The following is a 23,409-nucleotide window of genomic DNA, read 5'->3' on the forward strand; positions in this document are numbered from 1 at the left end:
CAAGGGGGTATCCGGCAGGCATTGCCGGACGGTCAGAGGTGCTCTGGAAGTACTTCGCGTGCCAGGTCGGCGATGCGGCGTTCATTGGGGAACGAAAGCTTGCGCGCAAGCTCGTGGATGGGAACCCAGGCAACATCAACCGCTTCCTTGTCAGGATCGTTTTCGATGGTGAGTTCACCGCCGGTGGCGCGCAGCAGGTAGTGGTGCACCGTCTTGTGGACGCGGTGCCCGCTGACGGTAAACCAATAATCGATGCTGCCCAGCGGGGCCAGAATGTCACCGTCGATGCCGGTTTCCTCGGCAATCTCACGGACCGCGGCTTCCTCGTTGTTCTCCCGGCCCTCGGGGTGGCCCTTGGGCAGGCACCACTCCAGCCGTCCGCCCCTGTTAAGGCGGGCAATAATCGCTACCCTCAGTTCGTCGTCGGACGTGTCCACCACGACGCCTCCGGCGGAGGCCTCCTCGACGGTGGGGAGCGAGGCCGGGGCCGAGTGCGGTGCAGGCGCGACGTGGGCACCGATTGCCGACGGCAACGGTGGGTTCGTCCTCCTGCCGGGAGCGCTCGGTACTGGATGGGCCATGCAGTCCACTCTAACGACTCTTGCCCCGCCGTGATGACCGGGACATGGCTTCCGGGTGGACTGCATGTGACGGGCTTTGCCGGCACCGTCGCACAATGACGGGATTTGGTGCGGTGGGGGTTGGTTTTCTGACAAGCTTAAGTAACTATGGCGCACGCACATCAAAAGACTGATCTTCACACCGTTGACTTCCAGGTGGACCCGGTGGTGCTGGAGCTCGGGCAGCGGTTCGTGGACGCCGGTCATGAACTATCGCTCGTCGGCGGCCCGGTCCGGGACCTCTTCCTGGGCCGCACCTCCCCCGACCTCGATTTCACGACGGATGCGACGCCGGACCAGACGGTGGCGCTGATCAAGAAGTGGGCGGACAACTTCTGGGAGATCGGCCGCGCCTTCGGAACCATCGGCATGCGCAAGGCCGGCTTCCAGATCGAAATCACCACCTACCGTGCCGAAGCCTATGACCCCGAGTCCCGGAAGCCCGTGGTGGCCTTTGGTTCCTCCCTCACGGACGACCTGCTGCGCCGCGACTTCACCATCAACGCCATGGCCTTGCGGCTGCCTTCGCTGGAACTGGTGGACCCTTTCGGCGGAGTCCGCGACCTGCACGCCTCCGTGTTGGCCACCCCGGGCGCTCCCGAGGCATCCTTCTCCGACGATCCCCTGCGGATGATGCGGGCCGCGCGGTTTGCATCCCAGCTGGGGGTGTCCGTGCGGGACGACGTCCGCGTCGCCATGACCCGGATGGCCGAGCGGATCAGCATTATCTCGGCCGAGCGCGTCCGCGATGAACTGGTCAAACTCGTGTGCGGGCAGCATCCCCGCGTGGGCATCGACCTGCTGGTGAACACCGGCCTCGCCGAGTTCGTGCTGCCCGAGGTGTCCGCGCTCCGGCTCGAAGCAGACGAACACCACCGCCACAAGGACGTCTACCAGCACTCCCTCCAGGTCCTGGAGCAGGCAGCTGCGCTGGAGACTGATTCCGACGGTGCCGTCCCCGGCCCTGACTTTGTCCTGAGGTTTGCGGCGCTGATGCACGACGTCGGGAAGCCGGCTACGCGCCGGTTCGAACCGGGCGGTGCGGTCAGCTTCCGCCACCACGACATGGTGGGGTCCAAACTGACGACGAAGCGGATGAAAAACCTGCGCTTCGACAACGACACCATCAAGGCGGTGGCCCGCCTCGTGGAACTGCACATGCGTTTCTACGGCTACGGCGATGCCGGCTGGACCGACTCGGCTGTGCGCCGTTACGTGACTGACGCCGGGCCCCTGCTGGAGCGCCTGCACCGCCTCACCCGCTCCGACGTCACCACCCGCAACCAGCGCAAAGCTGACCGGCTGTCCTTTGCCTACGATGACCTCGAATCCCGGATTGCGGCCCTCCGCGAGCAGGAATCCCTGGACGCGGTCCGTCCGGACCTGAACGGCGCCGAAATCATGGCACTGCTGGACCTCAAGCCCGGGCCCGTCGTGGGCAGGGCGTACAAGTTCCTGCTGGAGGAACGGATGGAAAACGGCCCGCTGGACCCTGCCGACGCCGAGTCCCGGCTCCGGGCCTGGTGGGCTGAGCAGCCCGAAGCCGTTGCCCTTGCGACATCTGAGTCCCCCGACTCTCCCGCCGACGTCGAATCTTCCCTAACCGAGGAGTCCAAGTGAACGCCGCCAACATCGCCCGACCCCAGCTCTGGATCCTGCGGCACGGTGAAACCGAATGGTCCAAGAGTGGCCAATACACCGGGCTGACGGACCTGCCCCTGACGGTGGAGGGCGAGCAGCAGGCGGTCGAGGCGCGCAGGATCCTCGACAGCGTTGATTTTGATCTGGTCCTGACCTCTCCGCTGCGCCGCGCCCGGCGCACCGCGGAACTCGCCGGTTTTCCGGATGCCGTCCACGAACCGCTGGCCGTGGAATGGGACTACGGCGACTATGAGGGCATCAGCTCGGACCTGATCCGCAAGGACAACCCTGACTACCTGATCTGGACGCACGGGGTTCCCAACGGCGAGAAGCTGCATGATGTGGCTGCCCGGGCAGACAAGATCGTGGCCCGGGTCCTGGAGTCAGGGCTGGACAATGTCCTGATTGTGGCCCATGGCCACTTTTCCCGCATCCTCACCGCCCGCTGGCTCGAACTCGAACCTGAAGAGGGACGGCACTTCATTCTGGGAACAGCAAAAGTTTGCACCCTGGGCTGGGATAAAAGAACACCCGCCATTGTCCGCTGGGGCCTGTAAAAAGCGCCTTTTGCATTTGTTTTTCGAATTTTCGGAAAATAAGTAGTCAACCAGATGATTCCTGGTGTACTTTTATTCCAGACCCCAGAGCGATCCGCCAGGGTCACGGCGCACGTTGTCCGGCCAAGCAGCCGGCACCGGCAGAGCAGAAAAGGAGGTTGGGAAAATGATTACTTTGACTAGCGGATGGAAGATGACCATTGCCGCGTTCCCGGCCTTCATTGCTGACCCGCGCCCTCTTCACGGACTCGCCCGAGCATAATTCTGACGGCCCTGCCGCCCTCCCACATGTGATGGGCGGGCAGGCGGGCCAGTGGCAGGCAAATCTGCCTCTTTCCCAGGAACTCTGACCCCCGGCGGTCTGCCGTAGCGGAACCACGCGGTTGCGCAGCTCCCCCATAGTTCGGAACCCTGCTTCCTGTTGGGCTTGCCGCGCTGCCGTTTCGTGGGCCAATGCCGCTTTTTCGCATTCCATTTCCTTACCGAGCATTTCTTTGCCTTTTTGCGGCCATTTCTTTGCATCCCGAATGGCTCTAATTGCCGTGCCCGGATTCTTTTCATCACTTTCTGAAGGGAGGTGAAAAACTATGCTCCGCAAACTACAGGAGGTTCTCTCCGACCGTGGTTCCAGCGGTGACGCCGGCCTTTCCGGCGCCGATGCAGCATCTGTCCAGCAATCACAGTTCGACGGCCGGCTGCTGGACCAGAACCGGGAGGACGTCTACGTGCTCATGCATCAGCAGATGAGCGGTATGCGCTGAACCGCAGGCCAGGGACCCACCGGTAAGCTCGAGACCATGCAGGAGACACAGCCGCCGCCCGATCGAAAGCTCGCGCGCCTGGTGGTGCCGAGCCGCAGCGACCGGCTCCTGCGCAACTTCACCGAGCTCATCGGAGGGCCCCTGGGCCAGCGGTCTGCCCCTGGGGTGGTCGCGCCCGGCTTCTTCACAGTGGAACGTGTGCTGATCATCCTGACCGTGCTCGCCGCCCTCGCTGCGATCGCCGTCAAGGATTACTGCCGGGTGAACGGCTGGGAGACGCCGTCACAGTTCTACGCGACCTGCTATTCGGACTTCCCGGAACTGTTCCGCAACCGGGGCCTGGGCGACGGAGCCTTTCCGTTTTTCACACCGGACGCCTTTTTCGAGTATCCGGTCCTGATGGGACTGATTGCCGGCATCACGGCCCGCCTCGTGCCCGGCGAGGGAGCCACCGACGCCCGCATCCTCGGCTACTTCGATGTCAACGCCACCCTGATTGCCGCCGTCTGGATTGTCACCGTGCTGGCCACGGCCCGCATGGTCCGCCGGCGGCCCTGGGACGCGACCATGGTGGCCCTGGCTCCGGGCATCGTCCTCGCCGGAGTGATCAACTGGGACATGTGGGCTGTGGCAATGCTGGCCCTCGGCATGTACTTCCTCTCCCGGGAGCGGCTGGTCCTGGCCGGCGTCCTGATCGGCCTGGGGACTGCCACCAAGCTCTATCCCGTCCTTGTCTTCGGCGCCATCTTCCTGCTGGCCCTGCGCACAGGGAAGATCCGGGCCTTCCTGGTCCCGGCAGCGTCCGCCGCTGCGGCCTGGCTCGCCGTCAACCTGCCCATTGCCGCGCGGGACCCGGCCGGCTGGAAGTACTTCTTCGAGTTCACGCAGGACCGTCCCGCCGGCTACAGCTCGCCCTGGTTCGCATACAACCTGGTGGCCGGGCGGGTGCGCTGGGCGCTCCTTACTCCGGAGGCCATCAACACGCTGGCCCTGAATGTGTTCCTGCTTGCGTGCGTCCTCATTGCGGTCCTGGCCCTGACCGCCCCGCAACGGCCGCGGATTGCGCAGCTGACCTTCCTGATCGTGGCGGCCTTCATCCTCACCAACAAGGTCTACTCACCCCAGTTTGTCCTGTGGCTGGTGCCGCTGCTCGCCCTCGCCCGGCCGAAGTGGCGTGACTTCCTGGTCTGGCAGGGCATCGAGGGGCTGCACTGGGCCGCCATCTGGATGTATCTTGGCCAAGTGACCAGCGGCGGCGTATCACAGCACAACATCGACATGCCCTACTACATCCTGGCCGTCGTCGCCCATATGCTCGCAACTGCATATATCATGCTGCGGGTCGCCTGGGACATCTGGGACCCCCGCTACGATCCGATCCGGCGGCACGCGATGGACGACCCACACGGCGGTCCCTTCGACAACGCACCGGACAAGGTGCGGATCGATCTGCTCCGTCCCTCCGCGTCTCTCGTTCCGTGGCGGACGGTGGACCGTGATGCCTGACGTCGCCGTCGTTGGTTCCGGACCTAACGGACTCGCCGCCGCCGTCGTCATGGCGCGGGCGGGACTCAAAGTGCATGTGTATGAGGCCGCGGACCAGCTCGGCGGGGGATCCCGGACGTCCCAGGTCATAGAGGAAGGGCATTGGCACGACGTCTGCTCCGCCGTTCACCCCATGGCGCTGGCCTCGCCCTTTTTCCGGGCCTTCGAACTGGCGCGGCGGGTGGACCTGCGGCTTCCGCCGGTGCAGTTCGGCTCCCCGTTGCACGGTGGCCGCTCGGCCCTGGCGTACCGGTCGCTCGACCGTACCGCCGACGAGTTGGGCCGGGACGGCCGCGCCTACCGCAGGCTCATCGCTCCGCTGGTGCGGCACATTGACGGGATTGTGCAGACCACGTCCGACCAGCTGCTGAGGGTTCCCGCCCACCCGCTGGCCGCCGCCGTTCTGGGTCTGCGGACCCTTGAGCAGGGATCCCCGACGTGGAATTTACGGTTCCGCGAGGACCGGGCGCCCGCCCTTGTCAGCGGTGTGGCAGCCCACGTCGTGGGGCGCCTGCCGTCACTGTCCGGGGCGGGGGCCGGCCTGTTACTCAACGCTTTGGCGCACAGCGGGGGCTGGCCCATTCCAGTGGGCGGATCGTCTGCGATCGCCGAAGCGATGGCCACAGACATCGAAGCCCACGGCGGCGTCCTGCAGACGGGATTCCGCGTCACGTCGCTGGCGGAGCTCGAGCCGGCGAAGGCGGTGCTGCTGGACGTTGCGCCTCCCGCGCTTTCACGCATCGCCGGCAGCCGCCTGCCCGCCTCATACCGCCGCACGCTGGAGTCCTTCCGGTTCGGCAACGGTGCGTGCAAAGTGGACTTCATCCTGTCAGGGCCCGTGCCGTGGACAGCTGCGGGACTGGCAGGGGCCGGAACGGTGCACGTGGGGGGCACCCGGGCGGAGATGGCCGAGGCGGAGAACGCCGTGTCCCAGGGCCGGCATCCGGAGCGTCCCTACGTCCTGGTTTCGCAGCCATCAGTCGTCGACGCCGGCCGCGCGCCGCAGGGCAGACACATCCTCTGGACCTACTGCCATGTCCCTGCGGGGTCCACGGTGGACATGGGCCAGGCCGTCATGGACCAGCTGGAACGCTTCGCGCCCGGGTTCCGTGACCTGGTGGTGCGGCACAAGGTGACGACGGCGGCCGAACTGGCCGCCTACAACGAGAACTACGTCGGCGGCGACTTCAGCACCGGCCTCCTGGATCCCCGGGGCCTGGTCCAGCGTCCGGTCGTTTCGCCCGTTCCATGGCGCACTCCCGCGCGCGGCATATATCTCTGCTCCTCCTCGACGCCGCCGGGACCGGGCGTCACCGGCATGCCCGGGTACCACGCGGCGAAACACGCGCTCAACGACGTATTTGGGCTGGACGTCCCTGCCCTTGGCCTCTAGCCGGTGTTTCTCCCGCAAGCCCGAATGGGTGTTGCTGTGGCGTGGCTCGCGCCGGGCGGCCGCCGGGGGATAATAACGCGGTGGGGAACACTAAAAAACTTTCACTTGTCCTTGCTGGTCTCATACTCAGCGGCTCACTGGCGGCCTGCGACGACGGCCGCGGCGGCGCAGAAGCAGCTGCGAAGCAGCTAGCCTCCGCCGTCGCCGGCCTGGACCTCCGCCCGGTGGCCTTCGACGGCCGCGACTCGGCGGTGGCCAACGACCAGCTCAACCAGGTCTTCAAGGCGCTGGCACCGGCCAAGCCCTCCGTCGAAGCGGGCGAGCTGACGCTCGACGGGGACACCGCCCACATCCCGCTGAACTACAGCTGGAAGATTTCCACCGGCGAATGGAAGTACACCGTCTCAGCCGACCTGCGGAAATCCGGGGACAAGTGGCTTACCGTCTGGTCGCCCGGGCTACTCGTCCCCAACCTGGCCGAAGGGGAGATTCTCAGCAAGGCCACTCAGTCGTCTCCGCGCGCCGACATTCTCGGTGCCGGCAACCAGAAGCTCGTGACGTTGCGCCCGGTGGTCAAAGTTGGCATTGACAAGCCACAGCTGGCCGGCGCCGATGCCGCGGATTCCGCCACCAAGCTCGCCAAGCTGGTGGGCGTGGATCCCGCGGCCTACGTGCAGCAGGTGGAGGCGTCCGGCGCGGAAGCGTTCGTTCCGGCCATCACCCTGCGCAACACCAGCGACCGCGCCGTGACCGATGCCGAGATCGAAGCGATTCCGGGGGGCCGGGCCATCCCGGACGAACTGCCGCTCGCACCGACACGGAACTTCGCCCGGGCTGTCCTCGGCACGGTAGGCGAAGCCAGCGCCGAGCAGATTGAAAAGTCCAACGGGACCCTGACCGCCGGTGACGTGATCGGCACCGGCGGACTCCAGCAGCAGTACGACGCCCAGCTCCGCGGCACGGACGGCACCGTCGTCCGGGTGCAGCGCGCCGATCTGACCCGGGAAGAGATCCAGGCCGCACCCACGGACCCCAGGCGCACCGTCTTTGAGGTGCAGGGCGTTCCCGGCACGCCGTTGCAGACCACCCTCGACACGAAGCTGCAGCAGCTCGCCGAGGACACCCTGGCCGACATCAAGCCGGCGTCCGCCATCGTGGCGATCCGGCCGTCCACGGGAGCGGTTCTGGCCGCCGCATCCGGACCCGGAAGCAACGGCTACAACACCGCCATGCTCGGCCAGTACGCGCCGGGATCCACCTTCAAGGTGGTGGACTCCCTCGCAATGATGCGAAACGGGTTCACCCCCGATTCCACCGTTGAATGCACGCCCACGCTCACCGTCGACGGCAGGAAATTCAAGAACGCCGAGGGCTATCCCAAGGACTCCCTCGGATCCGTGACCCTGCGTGACGCCTTCGCACACTCCTGCAACACCGCCTTCATTGCCGCCCGGGACAAGGTCACCCAGGCCCAGCTCGAGTCGGCCGCCACCTCACTCGGGGTAGCCGTGGAGGCTCCCAAGCTGGGCGCCGAGGCGTTCCTTGGCTCAGTTCCCGGCGAGGCTGAGGGTACCGAACACGCGGCAGCAATGATCGGCCAGGGCCGGGTGCTGATGTCACCGCTGTCAGCAGCCGTGATGGCAGGCTCGGTGGCCAAGGGCTCGCCCGTGTCCCCGGTCTTGGTGGAGGAGACGGCTCCGGCAACGTCGTCGGCCAGCCCGGCGCCGACCCCGGAAGGTTCCGCCCCGTCGTCGACCGTCACAGCTGAAGCCCCGGCCAAGACCGCCCAGACGCCCGTCACCAAAGCCGAGGCCGCGGCCCTCGCAGACATGATGCGGGCGGTGGTGACTTCCGGCCACGCCGGGTTCCTGGCCGAGGTCCCCGGCGAACCCGTGGGCGCCAAAACGGGAACCGCTGAGTTCGGCAACGACAACCCGCCCAAGACGCACGCCTGGATCATCGCCGTGCACGGGGACTTGGCGGTTGCCGTTTTCGTTGAGGACGGCGGCCTCGGCGCCACCACCTCCGGCCCGCTGCTGAAGGAGTTCCTGACCGCCGCCGGCTGACGCTTCGCGCATCCACCTCCAGCCGGAGTTTTTGTCCACTTGTCGCGACTTTAGGGCCCTTTTGGGCACGATATCTGGACAAAAACTCCGGCGGGCGGGGCGTGGGAGAATTGCCCGGTGGCCCATATTGACGTTTCCGGCATTGACTACTTCCTCTCCGATGGCACCCAGCTGCTCAACGGGGTGACCTTCAAGGTCCCGGATGGCACCAAGACGGCGCTCATCGGTCCCAACGGCACGGGAAAAACCACCCTGTTCCGCATCATCTCCGGGGACCTGACCCCGGACGAAGGCGTGATCGGCCGCTCCGGAAACATGGGCATCATGCGTCAGTTCGTGGGGCAGGTCCGGGACGACTCCACAGTCCGCGACCTCCTCCTATCTGCCGCACCGCCGGCGCTGGCGGACGCCGCCCGCGCCGTGGATGAGGCGGAGCTGGCCATGATGGAGCACGACGACGAGCCCACCCAGATGCGGTACGCCCAGGCGATCGTCGACTGGGGAGACGCCGGCGGGTACGACGTCGAAACCGTCTGGGACGAGGTGTGCATGGCCGCTCTGGGCCTGCCCTTTGATCGCGCGCAGCACCGCCGCGCGTCCACGCTGTCCGGCGGCGAGCAGAAGCGCCTGGTGCTGGAGGCCCTCTTTGCCGGCCCCGATGAACTCCTGCTCCTCGACGAACCGGACAACTACCTCGACGTCCCGGGAAAGCGCTGGCTCGAGGACAAGCTCAACGAATCGAAGAAGACAGTCTTCTTCATCAGCCACGACCGGGAGCTGCTGAACAACGCCGCCGGCCGCATCGTCACGCTTGAACCCGGCATCAACGGGGCCGGGGCCTGGATCCACGGCGGTGGTTTCGGGTCCTACGTCGAGGCACGGGCGGACCGTAACGCGCGATTCGAGGAGCTGCGGAAGCGCTGGGACGAGGAGCACGCAAAGCTCAAGGAACTCGTCAACATGTACAAGAACAAGGCCGCCTTCCGCTCGGACATGGCCAACCGCTACCACGCAGCCCAGACCCGCCTGGCCAAGTTCCTTGAGGTCGGCCCGCCCGAAGCCCTGCCCATCGAGCAGAACGTCCAGATGAGGCTCAAGGGCGGCCGCACCGCCAAGCGCGCCATCGTCGCCGAAAAGCTGGAGCTGACCGGCCTCATGAGGGCCTTCTCCACCGAGATCTGGTTCGGGGACCGGGTGGGCGTGCTGGGCTCCAACGGCTCCGGCAAGTCGCACTTCCTGCGGCTGCTCGCCACCGGCGGCACGGACCCGGAGCGGGAACACCTGCCGGTGTCCGACGTCGAAATCGCCGAGGTGCCCCACGAGGGCACCGTGAAGCTTGGCGCCCGTATCCGTCCCGGGTTCTTCGCGCAGACCCACGTCCGGCCCGACCTGATGAACCGCACCCTGCTCGAAATCCTGCATCGCGGCGACGAGCACCGTTCCGGCCTGGGCCGCGAAGCCGCCGCCGGTGCCTTGGATGGCTACGGCCTCGCCGGGCAGTCGGAACAGAAATACGAATCCCTCTCCGGCGGCCAGCAGGCGCGTTTCCAGATCCTGCTGCTGCAGCTCTCCGGTGCCACGCTGCTCCTGCTGGACGAGCCCACCGACAACCTCGACCTGCATTCGGCCGAGGCGCTGGAGCGGGCCATCGACCACTTCGAGGGCACGGTCCTTGCCGTCACCCACGACCGCTGGTTCGCGCGCACCTTTGACCGTTTCCTGGTCTTCGGCTCCGACGGCAAGGTGTACGAGTCCGCCGAACCCGTCTGGGACGAGAAGCGGGTGGAGCGCGCCCGCTAAGAGCGTTGGTGGTTGGCTAGAGTTGTCGAATGACCTCAACCCAGCAGCTCGCCGGCCGGCAGGTCTCCGCCGCCGCCCTGGCAACGTTCATCATCTTCGGTGCCAACGGCCTGGTCTTTGCGAGCTGGGCAGCCCGCATCCCGGCCGTCACGGAGATCCTGCACATCTCGTCGGGCCAGATGGGGACCCTTCTGCTGTGCACCGCCGTCGGCTCGCTGATTGCGCTTCCCACCGCCGGTCACGTCATCAACCGGATCGGCACCGCTAACACCGTCCGGGCCAGCGGCTTCCTGGCGGCGCTGGCAGGCGTTGGAATCGCCGCGTCACTGCTCGCTGAGTCGGTGCCCGGAACCGCCGCCTCGCTCTTCTTCTTCGGCATCGGCATCGGGCTGTGGGACGTGTCCCAAAACGTTGAGGGGGCCGACGTCGAGCACCGGCTCCGCAAGACGGTCATGCCCAAGTTCCACGCGGCCTTCAGCGGCGGAGCCTTCCTGGGTGCCCTGATCGGCGCAGGCCTGTCCGGTCTGGGGGTTGGCCTGCCGCAGCACCTGCTGGTCATCGCCGTCTCGGTAGCCGTGCTGACGTTCGTTGTCCCCCGCTACTTCCTCCCCCACACCGCCCCTGAACAGCCCGCCGACGGCGAAGCCAAGGTGGCCCGCGGGCCCTCGGCTTGGCGGGACGGCCGCACCCTGCTGATAGGCGTGGTGGTCCTCGGTGCCACCCTGACCGAGGGGGCAGGCAACGACTGGATCGCAAAGGCCTCCGTGGACGGCCTGGGGACCCCCGAGTCCACCGGCGCCCTGCTTTTCGCACTCTTCGTGCTGGCCATGACCGCCATGCGCTTCTTCGGCGGCACCGTCATCGACAAGTACGGCCGGGTGGCAGTGCTCCGGGGAAGCATGGCTGCCGCCGCGGCCGGCCTATGCCTGTTCGTGTTCGCCGGAAACCTCTGGCTGGCTGCTGTTGGCGCTGCTCTGTGGGGAGTTGGGGCCGCCTTGGCGTTTCCGATGGGGATGTCGGCCGCCGCGGACGATCCCCGGCACGCGGCGGCCAGGGTGTCGGTGGTGTCCACCATTGGCTACGTCGCCTTCCTGGCCGGTCCCCCGCTGCTGGGCTACCTCGGGGACCTGACCGGAATCCGCCTGGCATTGCTGGCCATCGGTGTTCCCATCCTGCTCGCCCTGCTGCTCGCCGGCGCCGCCAAGCCCCTTCCGGTCAGGGAATGATCTTCCGGAAAGAAATCGGCGGTGGCGCGAACACACCGCTGTACCGGGCGGTAGGGTGGGGAAATGCGACGAATGCTGCGCCGCGGGCCCGGCTGGGTCGCTGTCCTCGACCGCACGATGATGCGGGCCGTCTCCGGCCTTCCCGGCGGGCACCATGACACATTTTTCCGGCGGCTCTCGGCTTCGGCCAACAAGGGAAAGCTCTGGTTTGGCGTAGCGGCCGTGGCCGCTGCCATTCCGGGACGCACCAGGCGCGCCGCAGTTCACGGCTTGCTGGCACAGGGTGTTGCCTCCGCCGTGACGAACCTCGTCTTCAAAACACTGCTTCCGCGCGCCCGGCCCCTGCCTGAGCATTTGCCGGTCTTTCGCTTCGTTCATCCCCAGCCCACCAGTTCCTCCATGCCGTCAGGCCACTCGGCTTCAGCGGTGGCGTTCGCCTTGGGCACCGGAATGGTGCAGCCGGTGCTCGGAGCCCTCGTGGCCCCCGTGGCCGCAGGCGTCGCATACTCCAGAGTGCATACAGGAGCCCACTGGCCATCGGATGTGCTGTTTGGTTCCGCGATCGGAGCCGGCGCAGCTCTTGTGACGAGGAAATGGTGGCCGGTGCGGCCGCCCATGCCTGCCACCTCGAGGCGTCGGGTTGAGGCGGCCAGACTCCCGAACGGGGAGGGGCTGAGCATCGCTGTGAACACCCTCGGCGGGTCCTTTACCGAGGAAACCGCAGCAGCGCTGCAAGAGGTATTCCCGTCTGCGCATATAACTCTCATGGCGCCCGAGGACGACGTTGCCCACCGGATGGCGGAGGCAGCAACCGTTCCGGGCATCCGGGCGCTCGGAGTGTGGGGCGGGGACGGAACTGTGGGCACCGCCGCGGCAGCCGCCGTCGAGCATGATCTTCCGTTGCTGGTGCTGGCCGGTGGAACCCTCAACCACTTCGCCCGTGACGTCGGCACGCCCTCCCTGGTGGAGGCGGTAGCTGCAGCGGAAAGCGGCGAAGCGGCGCTGGCTGACGTGGGCGCCGTCGCCGTGGAACGCGGACTGGCGGACGATCCGGAAAAGGTGGAGCTCATCATGCTCAACACCGCGAGCATCGGGCTGTACCCGAATTTGGTGCGGCGCCGCGAACAGCTGCAGCCCGCCCTGGGGAAGCCCCTCGCCGGCGTCGTTGCGATGTTCCGGACCTTCGCCGCGGAGAAGCCGATCACACTGATCGTCAACGGTGTCCGGCACAGGCTCTGGATCATGTACCTGGGCCGGGGCCGCTACTACCCGCGGGACCACGCCCCGCTCGTCCGGCCGGTGCTGGACGACGGCGTGCTCGACGTCAGGATGATGACTGCCGACGAGTCATTCGCCCGGCTGCGCATGCTGTGGTCCGTGCTGACCGGTACGGTGGCGACCTCCCGGATCACACACCTCGCCGAGGCCACCCGAGTCCGCGTGGAGTGCGGCACCGCCCCCATGGTGCTTGCGGTGGACGGTGAAGCCATGCCCGGGGTCCGGGCCGCCGAGTTCACCCTGAAGCGGGCCGCCCTGTGTTACTACTCACCCGGGGAAGACCGCTGAGCGCCTCATCCCACCGGATGACGCCCGGAAACCCTGATTGGCCCCTGAATCATCCCTGAGACCGGCGAATTCGGCAGGCGGCCTAGGTAGCGTGGAACGTGCACACCAGACAGTACGCCAGCAGCTATGCAAAGGAAAGCTTCCATGATTGAGGCAGAAGGCCTGACAAAGGTCTACGGCGACAAAACCGCCGTCGGCGGCGTCAGGTTCACCGTCCAAGCCGGCCAGGTCACCGGCTTCCTGGGACCCAATGGGGCCGGAAAGTCCACCACCATGCGCATGATCATGGGCCTGGACACCCCGACGGCGGGAACCGTCACTGTCAACGGTGTCCCGTTCGCCCGGCACGCGGCACCGCTGCGCGAAATCGGAGCGCTGCTCGACGCCAAGGCCGTCCACACCAGCCGCTCAGCGTATAACCACCTGCTGGCCATGGCCGCCACGCACAGCATCCCGCGGAAGCGGGTGCACGAGGTCATTGATATGACGGGCCTCGCGGACGTGGCCCGGAAAAAGGTCAAGGGCTTCTCCCTTGGCATGGGCCAGCGGCTGGGCATCGCCGCCGCGCTCCTGGGCGACCCGCAGACCATCATCCTGGACGAACCCGTCAACGGCCTCGACCCGGAAGGCGTCGTCTGGGTGCGCAACCTGGTCAAGTACCTGGCCTCCGAGGGGCGCACGGTGTTCCTGTCCAGCCACCTGATGAGCGAGATGGCCCTGACCGCCGACCATCTGATCGTGATCGGCCGCGGAAAGATCATCGCCGACGCTCCCATCAAGGACATCATCACCGGCAAGGGCCACAGCCGGACACGGGTGCGCTCGGACCAGCCCGACAGGCTCATGCAGGTCCTCGCCGGAACCGGGGTCTCGGTGGAGCTGCAGGACCACGAGCTCCTTGAGGTCACGGGCCTGGACCCGCGTCAGATTGCCCGGAGCGCCCTGGACAACCAGGTTCTGATCTACGAACTCACCCCGCTCCAAGCGAGCCTCGAAGAGGCCTACATGGAGCTGACCAAGGACGAGGTCGAATACCACTCGCTGATCACCACGGGGGCCCCGGTTCCCGCCCAGTCCGGAGGCAACTGACGCCATGAGCACCTCGATTTCCACCCAGCCCGCCGCCGGCCCCGGCCGCGCCGCCACTCGCAACGCAGCTGGCCCGGGGCCCGGTCCAAGCTTCTTCCGCGTCCTGAATTCGGAGTTCATCAAGTTCCGCACGCTCCTGTCCACCATCATCCTGCTCGCTTCGACGGCCGTCGTCATGGTTGGCTTTGGCGCCCTGTCCGCCTGGGGAACCGGCCAGTTCGCGGACCAGGCCGCCTCCGACCCCGAAGCGGCTGCCGCGATCGCGGCACAGGGCGGCGACCTCGCCGTCACGGTGCCCACCTCCGGCGTATCCTTCGCGCAGCTGATCCTAGGCTCCTTGGGCGTCCTGCTGATGAGCTCGGAGTTCACCACCGGCATGGCCCGCTCCACCTTCGCTGCCGTACCCAAGAGGCTGCCGGCGTTCGTCGCCAAGCTCGTGGTGGTGGTCGTCAGCGCCTTTGTCCTGACGGCGGTGTCCACCTACATTGCCGGCCTGGTGGCGGTGCCGATCCTGGGCAACTTCGACCTCAAGCTCGACCTCGCCAGCTCGCAGTCCGTCAAGCTGCTTCTCGTCACCAGCGCCTACGTGGCCGCGGTGGCCGCAATCGGCATGGCACTCGGCACTCTGCTCCGGAACTCAGCAGGCGGCATCATGTCCCTCGTGGGCCTGTTCTTCGTGGCACCGATCGCGTTCCAGCTCATTCCGGGTGACTTCTTCGAGGAGGCCCGCAAGTACCTTCCCGGCAACACGATCAACCCGCTGACGGCCGTGGAGCACGTTCCGGACACGCTCGAAGTCTGGCAGGCGGCCCTTGTACTGGGCGGCTGGGTGGTAGTGCCCGTGGTCCTGGCCATGATCCTGCTGAAGAAACGGGACGTCTAGCCGCACCGAGGTTTCTGCCCATGATGAATGCCGTTCCGGTGAAGGACGCGCCAACCACCCGGGCTGACGCGTCCTTTGCCGAGCTTGCTGCCCGACGGCGGGGCCGGGTCCGGCGCTACCTGTACCGGCGTCCGCGCGTCATGGATGCCGTGGTCGTGGCCTGCTATGCGGTGCTGGTCGTTCCAACCGTCATTGACGCCGTAAATGCGGGCAGGTGGGCAGCGATCGGGCTGCTCGCCACCGTTGCGCTGTCCCTGTTCCTGCGGCGCCGGCGCCCGGTGGCCGTGGTGGTGTTCATCGCGTTGGCCGAAGTTGGTGTGACCCTGCTTCATCCGTGGGGATCCAACGTGTCGGCAGGGCTGTGGTTCTCGCTCTACGCCGTGGCCGTGGTGCACGCGCGCCGCTTTGCCCTGGTCACGATGGCCGTGGCCTCTGTGCCGCTGGCAATGCTGTACTTCCTGGCCGCGGCGGGGCCGCTCGAGCGGGAACTGCCCAGAACTCCCTCCTCGCCCGAGGAGTTCCGCCTCGTGACCAGCATTGCGGCGGGCACCAGCATCGTATTCTCCAACATCATCGCCACCGGAATCGGCATCTCCGTCCGGCAGCGGCGGGAGCACGAGCAGGAAACTGCAGCGTGGGCCGCCCAGGCCGCCCGCCTGGGCTCTGTCGACGAGCGCAACAGGATTGCCCGGGAGATGCACGACGTCGTGGCCCACTCGCTGACTGTCATGGTGGCCCTGTCCGACGGCGCCGCCGTCGTGGTTCGAAGGGATCCGGAACGCGCTGCGGAGGTCCTGGCGGAACTGTCCCGGACGGGACGCACCGCCCTGGCGGACATGCGCCGGGTGCTTGGGGTCCTGCGGGATGAGGCGACCGGCAGCCACGCGCCCCGTGAGCCGCTCGCCGACGGCGCCAGCTTCGGGAAGCTGCTGGACGGCTTCCGGGCCGCGGGGCTTCCGGTGCATTACTCGCACACCGGCCCGGCACTCCCGGAGGATGTGGCCTTGCAGCTGACCGTGTACCGGATCGTGCAGGAATCGCTGACCAATGTGCTGCGATACGGCCGGGCACTGAGCCGGGTGGACGTGCTCGTGGTGCGCGAGGATTCCACTGTCACCATTGAAGTGCTCGACGACGGCCGGGGCACCGTTGACGCCGCCACCCCCGGCGGGGGCAGCCCGGGGGGCGGTCCTGCGGCCGCATCGGTCGGGACAGGACAGGGCCTGACGGGGATGAAGGAACGGGCCGGAATCTACGGCGGTACGGTGGAGGCAGGCCCGGCCGCCGGCGGTGGCTGGCGCGTGCGGGCTGTCCTGGCACTCAACGGCGCCGTGCTGAACGGCAACAACATGCAGACCGGCACCAACATGCACACCGGCACAACGCCGGCAGCACGCTGACTGGCAGGCGGGACGGCAACTTGGAAAACGGCAACATGGGGAACGGCTACATGGGGGAACAAATGAACGAGTCCGGACGCCTCCGGGTCCTGCTGGCGGACGACCAGCCGTTGCTGCGGATGGGTTTCCGGCTCATCCTGGAGGGTGAGGACGGCCTTGAGGTGGTGGGTGAGGCCTCGGACGGGGCCGACGCCGTCCGCCAGGTGGGCCGCCTCGATCCCGACGTTGTGCTCATGGACGTCCGGATGCCCACCCTCGACGGGATCGAGGCGACCCGTGCCATCACCCGTTCAGGCGCGCGTGCCAGGATCATCATCCTGACCACCTTCGACCTGGACGAGTACGCGTTCGCCGGGCTCCAGGCCGGCGCCTCGGCGTTTCTGCTCAAGGATGTGGCACCCGCTGAACTGGTCCAGGCCGTGCGGGTGGTGGCGAGCGGGGATGCCGTGGTGGCGCCGCGCGTCACCCAGCGGCTTCTTGAGACGTACGTCCGCGGTGCCGGACCTGCGGCCGCGTCGGATGGTCCGGGCACGGCGGCCCCGCAGGCCGCGGCACCTGCTCCGCGCGACCCGCTGCTGGAGGACCTGACGCCCCGGGAAACCGAGATGCTGGAGGCGATGTCCGAGGGGCTGTCCAATGCGGAGATCGCACACCGCTATTTCCTGTCCGAGGCCACCGTGAAGACCCACGTGCGCCGGATCCTGACCAAGCTGCACCTCCGCGACCGCGTCCAGGCCGTGGTGTACGCGTACGAAACGGGCCTGGTGACCCCGAGCAATCCCGACTACTGAAACGGGCCCCTCGGCGAAACAGGCACAGCGTCCGCACAGGGAGGCCCTATGCAGGCCATAGCCCGCTGGAGTTGGATGGTGCCATGACAACCGCACCCCGCACGCCCGAGGAACAGCAGTCCCGGCACAAGCCGCATCCCAACCACGACCGCGGCCTCGAGTTCGATCTCTCCACGCTGATGTCGCGCCGTTCGATGGGCCTGTTCCTCGGCGCTGGCACGGCCGCCGCGCTGGCGGCGTGCACGCCCGGAGGGTCGTCCGGACCCTCGGGATCACAGGCGGGGTCGCCGCCGGGATCGCAGGCGGGGTCGCCGTCGTCGGCTTCCGCTGCCGGCTCGGCTTCCGCTTCCCCCACAGTGACGCGGGCGATCGCCGAGTGCGGCGTGGAGATCCCCCAGGAGACGGCGGGCCCCTTCCCCGGCGACGGATCCAACGGACCGAACGTCCTGGAAGCCTCCGGTGTGGTCCGGCAGGACATCACCTCAAGCTTCGGCACGTCCGGCACGAAAGCGGACGGTGTGCCGCTGACCGTCACGCTGACCCTGCTCGACAACGCCAACGGCTGCGTCCCGCTGGCGGGTGCGGCCGTCTATGCCTGGCACTGCGACAGGGAGGGAAGGTACTCGCTCTACGATTCGGGCGTGGAGAACGAGAACTTCCTGCGCGGCGTGCAGGAAGCGGACTCCAGCGGCCAGGTCACGTTCAAGACCATTTACCCGGGCGCCTACAACGGCCGCTGGCCGCACATCCACTTCGAGGTGTTCAAGTCCATGAACAACGCCACGGCCGCCGGGCAGGTGCTTGCCGTTTCGCAGATCGCCCTGACCGACGCCGCCTGCCGGGAGGTCTACGCCTCCGCGGGCTACGAAACCAGCGCCCGGAACTTCCCCAACACCACACTGCAGTCGGACAACGTGTTCGGCGGGGACGGCGGCATCTACCAGCTGGCCACCATGTCCGGTGCCGTCTCCGGCGGGTACACGGCAGGGCTCAACGTCACCATCTAGGGCGGCGCTAGACTCGGAGCCATGCCTCTCCATTCCTCCGCCGCAGAGCACATCCGGGACCTGGGCGACTACGTCAGCGCCTCGCCGTCGAGCTTCCATGCCGCCCACGAAGGCGCCCGGCGCCTGGCGCAGGCGGGCTTCACCGGCCTGGACGAGCTGGAGCCCTGGGCCGCCACGGCAGGAAAGTTCTACGTCATCCGGGACGGTGCGCTCATCGCCTGGGTCACGCCCGGGGATGCGGGGCCCACCACCGGCTTCAACATCCTCGGCGCCCATACGGATTCGCCGTCGTTCAAGCTCAAGCCCAAGCCGACCACTGGCCGCCTCGGCTGGCTCCAGGCCGGCGTCGAGGTTTACGGCGGACCGCTGCTGAACTCGTGGCTGGACCGAGAACTGCAGCTGGCCGGGCGGCTCGTGATGCTCGACGGCACGCAGCACCTGACGGCCACCGGCCCGCTGCTGCGCTTTCCGCAGCTGGCCATCCACCTGGACCGGGCGGTGAATGAAGGCCTCACCCTCGACAAGCAGCAGCACATGAACCCGGTGTTCGGGCTCGGCGATCCTGGCGGGGAGGACCTGCTGGCGGTGCTGGCCGAGCGGGTGTCCGGTGGGGGCACTGAAGAGGTTGATCCTGCGCGGATCGGAGGGTACGACGTCGTCATCGCGGACACGCAGCCGCCCGCGGTTTTCGGGGTCAGGAGTGAGTTCTTCGCCTCCGGACGCCTGGACAACCTTTCCGCTACGCACGCAGGGATCACGGCGCTCATCGCGCACGCTGACGCTTCCGACGGCGGCGCGCAGGCTTCCGCGGGAACCGCACCGATTGCGGTGCTCGCGGCCTTCGACCACGAAGAAATCGGCTCGGCGTCCCGGTCCGGGGCCTCCGGGCCGGTGCTCGAAGACATTCTGGTCCGGATCTCCGACGGGCTGGGCGCTTCGGCGAGCCAGCGCCGGCAGGCGTTCGCGGCGTCGTTCTGTATTTCCGCCGACGCTGGCCACGCCGTCCATCCCAACTATGCCGAACGGCATGACCCCGTCAACCGCCCTGTCCTCAACGGCGGGCCACTGCTGAAGATCAACGCCAACCAGCGGTACGCCACCGACGCTGCCGGGGCTGCGCTCTGGGCGCGGCTGTGCGGCGAGGCGGGGATTCCCTACCAGGAGTTTGTGTCCAACAACGTGATGCCGTGCGGTTCCACCATCGGCCCGCTGACAGCCACCCGGCTGGGCATCAGGACCGTGGACGTGGGCGTCCCCCTGCTCTCAATGCACTCGGCCCGGGAGCTTTGCGGCGTGGAAGATCCGCACCGCCTTGCCCGGGTGACTGAGCTGTTCTTTGGGGCCGCGGCGCAGGCCTAGTGCACACGTGGCAGATTTCAGCCCGGTTACAAAAGTGCCGTTCAGGCAACCTTTGATGCCTTCTGAGCTGCATGGCTGGAAGTGTGCCTGTTTTGGGGTGCCGTAAACTGTAACCTTGCACAGCCCGGATCAGCCCCCGGCTCCCTTAGTGTGAAACGCACAGTGTGGTCCCCGGCACAGCCTCAGCCTTCGCCGCCCGGCCACCGCCCCAAAACCTGCAATCAAAACGAGGATGGCGCAGCCATGCACGCTGACCAACAACTGTCGAAGTCCCTAAAGCCCCGGCACCTGTCGATGATCGCCATTGCCGGTGTCATCGGCGCCGGCCTGTTCGTCGGCTCCGGCGCGGCCATCCAGCAGGCCGGTCCCGGCATCCTGCTGGCCTATATGGCCGCAGGCATCGTGGTCATCCTCGTCATGCGGATGCTTGGCGAGATGGCCGCGGCGAACCCCGAAACCGGATCCTTCTCCACGTACGCGGACAAGGCACTGGGCCGCTGGGCCGGCTTCAGCATCGGCTGGCTCTACGCGTGGTTCTGGATCATCGTGCTGGGCATTGAAGCAACGGCCGGTGCCGCGATCATGCACCGCTGGGTGCCCGGCATCGACCAGTGGGTCTGGGCCCTGGCGCTCATGGTCCTGCTCACGCTGACCAACCTGGGCTCGGTGAAGTCCTACGGGGAGTTCGAGTTCTGGTTTGCCTCCATCAAGGTCACCGCCATCATCCTGTTCCTCCTTTTCGGCGTGGCAGCGATCCTCGGCCTGGTTCCGGGCGTTCCGGCGCCCGGCCTGAGCAACCTGACGGGCAACGGGGGTTTCCTGCCCAACGGTCCGGGAGCCGTCCTGGCCGGCATCCTCGTGGTGGTCTTCGCGTTCTTCGGTGCTGAGATCGCCACGATCGCAGCCGGTGAATCCGAAAACCCGGTTGAAGCGGTCAAGAAGGCCGTGAAGTCCACGGTTTGGCGCATCCTCGTCTTCTACATTGGCTCCATCGCGATTGTTGTCACGCTGCTCCCCTGGAACTCCGCGAACGTGGCCAAGAGCCCGTACGTCGCGGTCATCGAGCTGTTCGGCATCCCCGGCGCGGGCACCATCATGGACGTCGTGGTGCTGACCTCGGTGCTGTCCTGCCTGAACTCGGGCCTCTACACGGCCAGCCGCATGCTGTTCTCGCTCTCGCAGCGCGGCGACGCCCCGAAGTCCTGGACCCGCATCTCCAAGCGCGGCGTGCCCGCCGCAGCGGTGCTGGCCTCCACCGTGGTCGGCTTCATCACCGTGGGATTGAACTACATCGCCCCGGACACGGTCTTCCTGTTCCTGGTGAACACCTCCGGTGCCATCGCGCTGTTTGTCTGGCTGGTCATTGCCGCGTCTCAGCTGGTGCTGCGCCGCCGGATGGGGGCCGCAGCCAAGGACCTGTCGCTGAAGATGTGGTTCTTCCCCTACCTCACCTGGCTGGCGATCGGCAGCATCGTGGCGCTAATCATCGGCATGGTGATCCTTGATTCCACCCGCGAGTCGCTCCTGCTCTCCGTGGCCTTGGCCGCCGTGGTGGTCGGCATCGGTGTGTGGCGCTACCGCAAGGGCGGTCCGGGCCGGGCCGGGGTGCCCGCAGCCTCCGAGACGTCCGCCGAAACCGCGGACGCAGGCGTGGGGTCCGGCCCGGCGTCGTAGGCACGCCCCCGCACTCTGCGCACTCTGAAGAACCATCCGCCCGGTTGGCCGATTATGGCCTGACCGGGCGGATGTTTTTGTTTTGTCAGCCCTGCCTGGGGGCGAACATGATGACGGCGACGCCGACGAGGCAGACGGCCGCCCCGATGAGGTCCCAGCGGTCGGGCCGGAAGCCGTCCAGAAGCATGCCCCACACCAGGGAGCCGACGATGAAGACCCCGCCGTACGCCGCCAGGACCCGGCCGAAATGGGCATCCGGCTGGAAGGCTGCCACAAAGCCGTAGAACCCCAGCGCCACGATTCCGAGTCCGGCCCACCACCACGCCTTGTCCTCGCGCACGGCCTGCCAGATCAGCCAGGCTCCGCCGATCTCCGCCACGGCGGCCAGGGTGAAAAGGAGCACGGATTTCAGAATCGTCATGGCTCCAGTATTCCGGGCCGGGTGTTGTCCACCGCCCCGGCCGTATGACCCGTTCCGACGCCTCGGTTTTCCACATAGCCGGACCGGCAGTTCCGGGCCAGCCGGCCAGGCCCATAGCCTTGGAACTGTCCGAATCGCGGAAACCCTCCCGGGTGCACTAAGATAGTGAAGTCTGTGCTGCGCCCTGGTCCTTTTTCGGCCGCGGGCGTGCACGGCATCGCAAATGAACCTCCTGTTACGGAAATACCGTAACCGCTTAGCCCAAAGGAGGTGGGTTCACATATGCGTCCTTACGAATTGATGGTAATCATCGACCCCGAGGTCGAAGAGCGTACCGTAGAGCCGTCGCTTCAGAAGTTCCTGAACGTCATCACCAACGATGGTGGAACCATCGAAAAGGTTGACATCTGGGGCCGTCGCCGTCTGGCTTACGACATCAAGAAGAAGTCCGAGGGTATCTACGCCGTGGTGAACTTCACCTCGACGCCGGCTACCGCCAAGGAACTTGACCGCCAGCTGAGTCTCAACGAGACCATCATGCGCACCAAGATCACCCGCCCCGAAGAGCAGAAGGTTGTTGCTGAGTAATTTCAGCTACCAATTTTCATTCTTTACACCGCAGGAACGAACAAGGAGGCAGTAGATGGCAGGCGAAACCACTATTACGGTCATCGGTAATCTCACCAATGACCCCGAACTGAGGTTCACACCGTCAGGTTCGGCAGTAGCGAACTTCACCATCGCGTCCACGCCTCGCACCTTCGACCGCCAGTCCAATGAGTGGAAGGACGGGGAAACCCTGTTCCTCCGCGCTTCGGTCTGGCGCGAGGCAGCGGAGAATGTCGCCGAGTCCCTCACCAAGGGCACCCGCGTGATTGTTTCCGGCCGCCTGAAGAGCCGTTCCTACGAAACAAAAGAAGGCGAGAAGCGCACCGTTATCGAGCTCGAAGTCGACGAAATCGGCCCGAGCCTGCGTTACGCCAATGCCAAGGTCAACCGCACCCAGCGCTCCGGCGGCCAGGGCGGTTTCGGCGGCGGCAACAGCGGCGGATTCGGTGGCGGTGGATTCGGTGGCGGCCAGGGTGGAAACCAGGGCGGCAACACCGGAGGAAACTGGGGCGGCAACCAGCAGCCCGCAGCGCAGGAAGACCCCTGGGCCACGCCCGGAGTCAGCAATGCGGGCGGCGGCTGGGGCAACGGCCCGGATTCCGAACCTCCCTTCTAAAAAACACAACAAAGGTCCGGCGCAGCATCCGCCAGAGCGTTCCATATGGCACGTTCTGTGCACGCCGCGGTCGGACCACCACCATCCCGTGGATCACGATTCACGGGCTCCCTAGAATAGGAGCTCCACGATGGCTAAGGCTGAACTCCGTAAGCCCAAACCAAAGTCCAACCCCTTGAAGGCCGCTGACATCACTGTCATCGACTACAAGGACGTAGCATTGCTGCGCAAGTTCATCTCCGACCGCGGAAAGATCCGCGCCCGCCGCGTCACTGGCGTTACGGTGCAGGAGCAGCGCAAGATCGCCCAGGCAATCAAGAACGCCCGCGAAGTTGCCCTGCTGCCCTACTCCGGCGCTGGCCGGGGCTAAGGAAAGGGATTAACT

Annotated in this window: 21 protein-coding genes; 19 read left to right on the top strand and 2 right to left on the bottom strand. The window is 66.7% G+C overall.

Annotated features, from left to right (window positions below):
* Positions 1–32: 32 nt before the first annotated feature.
* Positions 33–533: an NUDIX hydrolase gene (locus ACTHQX_RS09305; protein ID WP_440157268.1), complete on the bottom strand. Its 501-nt coding sequence runs from the start codon at positions 531–533 to the stop codon at positions 33–35.
* 195 nt (positions 534–728) lie between these two features.
* Between ACTHQX_RS09305 and ACTHQX_RS09310 the strand changes: the two genes are divergently transcribed.
* The 16 genes from ACTHQX_RS09310 to ACTHQX_RS09385 all read left to right on the top strand — a co-directional run bounded on the left by ACTHQX_RS09310 (position 729) and on the right by ACTHQX_RS09385 (position 21,378).
* Positions 729–2,240, top strand: coding sequence for a CCA tRNA nucleotidyltransferase (locus tag ACTHQX_RS09310; RefSeq protein WP_440157064.1), 1,512 nt, complete (start codon positions 729–731; stop codon positions 2,238–2,240).
* Positions 2,237–2,818: a histidine phosphatase family protein gene (locus tag ACTHQX_RS09315; RefSeq protein ID WP_102972578.1), complete on the top strand. Its 582-nt coding sequence runs from the start codon at positions 2,237–2,239 to the stop codon at positions 2,816–2,818. The genes ACTHQX_RS09310 and ACTHQX_RS09315 overlap by 4 nt, the downstream gene beginning before the upstream one ends.
* Before the next feature lie 587 nt (positions 2,819–3,405).
* The gene (locus tag ACTHQX_RS09320) at positions 3,406–3,579 is read left to right on the top strand and encodes a hypothetical protein (RefSeq protein ID WP_440157066.1); all 174 of its coding nucleotides are present in this window, start codon (positions 3,406–3,408) and stop codon (positions 3,577–3,579) included.
* Positions 3,580–3,615: 36 nt separating this feature from the next.
* Positions 3,616–5,085 carry a glycosyltransferase family 87 protein gene (locus tag ACTHQX_RS09325; RefSeq protein ID WP_440157068.1) on the top strand — a complete coding sequence of 490 codons (1,470 nt, stop codon included), beginning with the start codon at positions 3,616–3,618 and terminating at the stop codon, positions 5,083–5,085.
* Complete coding sequence (locus ACTHQX_RS09330) at positions 5,078–6,517, top strand: phytoene desaturase family protein (RefSeq protein ID WP_440157070.1); 1,440 nt, start codon at positions 5,078–5,080, stop codon at positions 6,515–6,517. The genes ACTHQX_RS09325 and ACTHQX_RS09330 overlap by 8 nt, the downstream gene beginning before the upstream one ends.
* An 80-nt stretch (positions 6,518–6,597) precedes the next feature.
* The gene (locus ACTHQX_RS09335; RefSeq protein WP_440157072.1) at positions 6,598–8,583 is read left to right on the top strand and encodes a penicillin-binding transpeptidase domain-containing protein; all 1,986 of its coding nucleotides are present in this window, start codon (positions 6,598–6,600) and stop codon (positions 8,581–8,583) included.
* Positions 8,584–8,700: 117 nt separating this feature from the next.
* Positions 8,701–10,383 (top strand): ABC-F family ATP-binding cassette domain-containing protein, encoded by a 1,683-nt coding sequence (locus ACTHQX_RS09340; protein WP_440157074.1) that lies wholly within the window; start codon positions 8,701–8,703, stop codon positions 10,381–10,383.
* A gap of 29 nt (positions 10,384–10,412) precedes the next feature.
* A complete protein-coding gene (locus ACTHQX_RS09345; protein ID WP_440157076.1) occupies positions 10,413–11,609 on the top strand; it encodes an MFS transporter in 1,197 nt (398 codons plus the stop codon).
* A 63-nt stretch (positions 11,610–11,672) separates the two neighbouring features.
* Entirely contained in the window at positions 11,673–13,175 is a 1,503-nt protein-coding gene (locus ACTHQX_RS09350; protein WP_440157078.1) for a bifunctional phosphatase PAP2/diacylglycerol kinase family protein, read from the top strand.
* A 144-nt stretch (positions 13,176–13,319) separates the two neighbouring features.
* A complete protein-coding gene (locus ACTHQX_RS09355; protein WP_440157080.1) occupies positions 13,320–14,264 on the top strand; it encodes an ABC transporter ATP-binding protein in 945 nt (314 codons plus the stop codon).
* Positions 14,265–14,268: 4 nt separating this feature from the next.
* Positions 14,269–15,147: an ABC transporter permease gene (locus ACTHQX_RS09360; protein ID WP_236805918.1), complete on the top strand. Its 879-nt coding sequence runs from the start codon at positions 14,269–14,271 to the stop codon at positions 15,145–15,147.
* Positions 15,148–15,167: 20 nt separating this feature from the next.
* Positions 15,168–16,547: a sensor histidine kinase gene (locus ACTHQX_RS09365; RefSeq protein WP_440157082.1), complete on the top strand. Its 1,380-nt coding sequence runs from the start codon at positions 15,168–15,170 to the stop codon at positions 16,545–16,547.
* A gap of 62 nt (positions 16,548–16,609) precedes the next feature.
* A complete protein-coding gene (locus ACTHQX_RS09370; RefSeq protein ID WP_440157084.1) occupies positions 16,610–17,338 on the top strand; it encodes a response regulator in 729 nt (242 codons plus the stop codon).
* A gap of 83 nt (positions 17,339–17,421) precedes the next feature.
* On the top strand, positions 17,422–18,345 hold the full coding sequence (locus tag ACTHQX_RS09375) for an intradiol ring-cleavage dioxygenase (RefSeq protein WP_440157086.1): 924 nt from the start codon (positions 17,422–17,424) through the stop codon (positions 18,343–18,345).
* A gap of 21 nt (positions 18,346–18,366) precedes the next feature.
* Positions 18,367–19,704, top strand: a complete 1,338-nt coding sequence (locus ACTHQX_RS09380; protein ID WP_440157088.1) for a M18 family aminopeptidase — start codon at positions 18,367–18,369, stop codon at positions 19,702–19,704.
* Positions 19,705–19,947: 243 nt separating this feature from the next.
* Positions 19,948–21,378: an amino acid permease gene (locus tag ACTHQX_RS09385; RefSeq protein ID WP_395400270.1), complete on the top strand. Its 1,431-nt coding sequence runs from the start codon at positions 19,948–19,950 to the stop codon at positions 21,376–21,378.
* 85 nt (positions 21,379–21,463) lie between these two features.
* Here ACTHQX_RS09385 and ACTHQX_RS09390 read toward each other — a convergent pair whose 3' ends face one another.
* Positions 21,464–21,799 (bottom strand): YnfA family protein, encoded by a 336-nt coding sequence (locus tag ACTHQX_RS09390; RefSeq protein ID WP_440157090.1) that lies wholly within the window; start codon positions 21,797–21,799, stop codon positions 21,464–21,466.
* Positions 21,800–22,081: 282 nt separating this feature from the next.
* On the opposite strand from ACTHQX_RS09390, the gene rpsF reads away from it, so the two are divergent.
* The 3 genes from rpsF to rpsR all read left to right on the top strand — a co-directional run bounded on the left by rpsF (position 22,082) and on the right by rpsR (position 23,394).
* Positions 22,082–22,387 (top strand): 30S ribosomal protein S6, encoded by a 306-nt coding sequence (gene rpsF, locus ACTHQX_RS09395; protein ID WP_190602856.1) that lies wholly within the window; start codon positions 22,082–22,084, stop codon positions 22,385–22,387.
* Between the two features lie 55 nt (positions 22,388–22,442).
* Positions 22,443–23,024 carry a single-stranded DNA-binding protein gene (locus ACTHQX_RS09400; protein ID WP_102972563.1) on the top strand — a complete coding sequence of 194 codons (582 nt, stop codon included), beginning with the start codon at positions 22,443–22,445 and terminating at the stop codon, positions 23,022–23,024.
* 130 nt (positions 23,025–23,154) lie between these two features.
* A complete protein-coding gene (rpsR, locus tag ACTHQX_RS09405; protein WP_003800144.1) occupies positions 23,155–23,394 on the top strand; it encodes a 30S ribosomal protein S18 in 240 nt (79 codons plus the stop codon).
* Positions 23,395–23,409 lie beyond the last annotated feature (15 nt).

The organism is Arthrobacter sp. SAFR-023 (genome assembly GCF_051965295.1).
Classification (GTDB): domain Bacteria; phylum Actinomycetota; class Actinomycetes; order Actinomycetales; family Micrococcaceae; genus Arthrobacter.

What these genes read in the sequence shown, in the direction of transcription:
- ACTHQX_RS09310 (WP_440157064.1), top strand. Translation starts at nt 729, where the DNA reads ATGGCGCACGCACATCAAAAGACTGATCTTCACACCGTTGACTTCCAG.
- ACTHQX_RS09320 (WP_440157066.1), top strand. Translation starts at nt 3,406, where the DNA reads ATGCTCCGCAAACTACAGGAGGTTCTCTCCGACCGTGGTTCCAGCGGT.
- ACTHQX_RS09325 (WP_440157068.1), top strand. Translation starts at nt 3,616, where the DNA reads ATGCAGGAGACACAGCCGCCGCCCGATCGAAAGCTCGCGCGCCTGGTG.
- ACTHQX_RS09330 (WP_440157070.1), top strand. Translation starts at nt 5,078, where the DNA reads ATGCCTGACGTCGCCGTCGTTGGTTCCGGACCTAACGGACTCGCCGCC.
- ACTHQX_RS09345 (WP_440157076.1), top strand. Translation starts at nt 10,413, where the DNA reads ATGACCTCAACCCAGCAGCTCGCCGGCCGGCAGGTCTCCGCCGCCGCC.
- ACTHQX_RS09350 (WP_440157078.1), top strand. Translation starts at nt 11,673, where the DNA reads ATGCGACGAATGCTGCGCCGCGGGCCCGGCTGGGTCGCTGTCCTCGAC.
- ACTHQX_RS09355 (WP_440157080.1), top strand. Translation starts at nt 13,320, where the DNA reads ATGATTGAGGCAGAAGGCCTGACAAAGGTCTACGGCGACAAAACCGCC.
- ACTHQX_RS09360 (WP_236805918.1), top strand. Translation starts at nt 14,269, where the DNA reads ATGAGCACCTCGATTTCCACCCAGCCCGCCGCCGGCCCCGGCCGCGCC.
- ACTHQX_RS09365 (WP_440157082.1), top strand. Translation starts at nt 15,168, where the DNA reads ATGATGAATGCCGTTCCGGTGAAGGACGCGCCAACCACCCGGGCTGAC.
- ACTHQX_RS09370 (WP_440157084.1), top strand. Translation starts at nt 16,610, where the DNA reads ATGAACGAGTCCGGACGCCTCCGGGTCCTGCTGGCGGACGACCAGCCG.
- ACTHQX_RS09375 (WP_440157086.1), top strand. Translation starts at nt 17,422, where the DNA reads ATGACAACCGCACCCCGCACGCCCGAGGAACAGCAGTCCCGGCACAAG.
- ACTHQX_RS09380 (WP_440157088.1), top strand. Translation starts at nt 18,367, where the DNA reads ATGCCTCTCCATTCCTCCGCCGCAGAGCACATCCGGGACCTGGGCGAC.
- ACTHQX_RS09385 (WP_395400270.1), top strand. Translation starts at nt 19,948, where the DNA reads ATGCACGCTGACCAACAACTGTCGAAGTCCCTAAAGCCCCGGCACCTG.
- ACTHQX_RS09390 (WP_440157090.1), bottom strand. Translation starts at nt 21,799, where the DNA reads ATGACGATTCTGAAATCCGTGCTCCTTTTCACCCTGGCCGCCGTGGCG.
- rpsF (WP_190602856.1), top strand. Translation starts at nt 22,082, where the DNA reads ATGCGTCCTTACGAATTGATGGTAATCATCGACCCCGAGGTCGAAGAG.
- ACTHQX_RS09400 (WP_102972563.1), top strand. Translation starts at nt 22,443, where the DNA reads ATGGCAGGCGAAACCACTATTACGGTCATCGGTAATCTCACCAATGAC.
- rpsR (WP_003800144.1), top strand. Translation starts at nt 23,155, where the DNA reads ATGGCTAAGGCTGAACTCCGTAAGCCCAAACCAAAGTCCAACCCCTTG.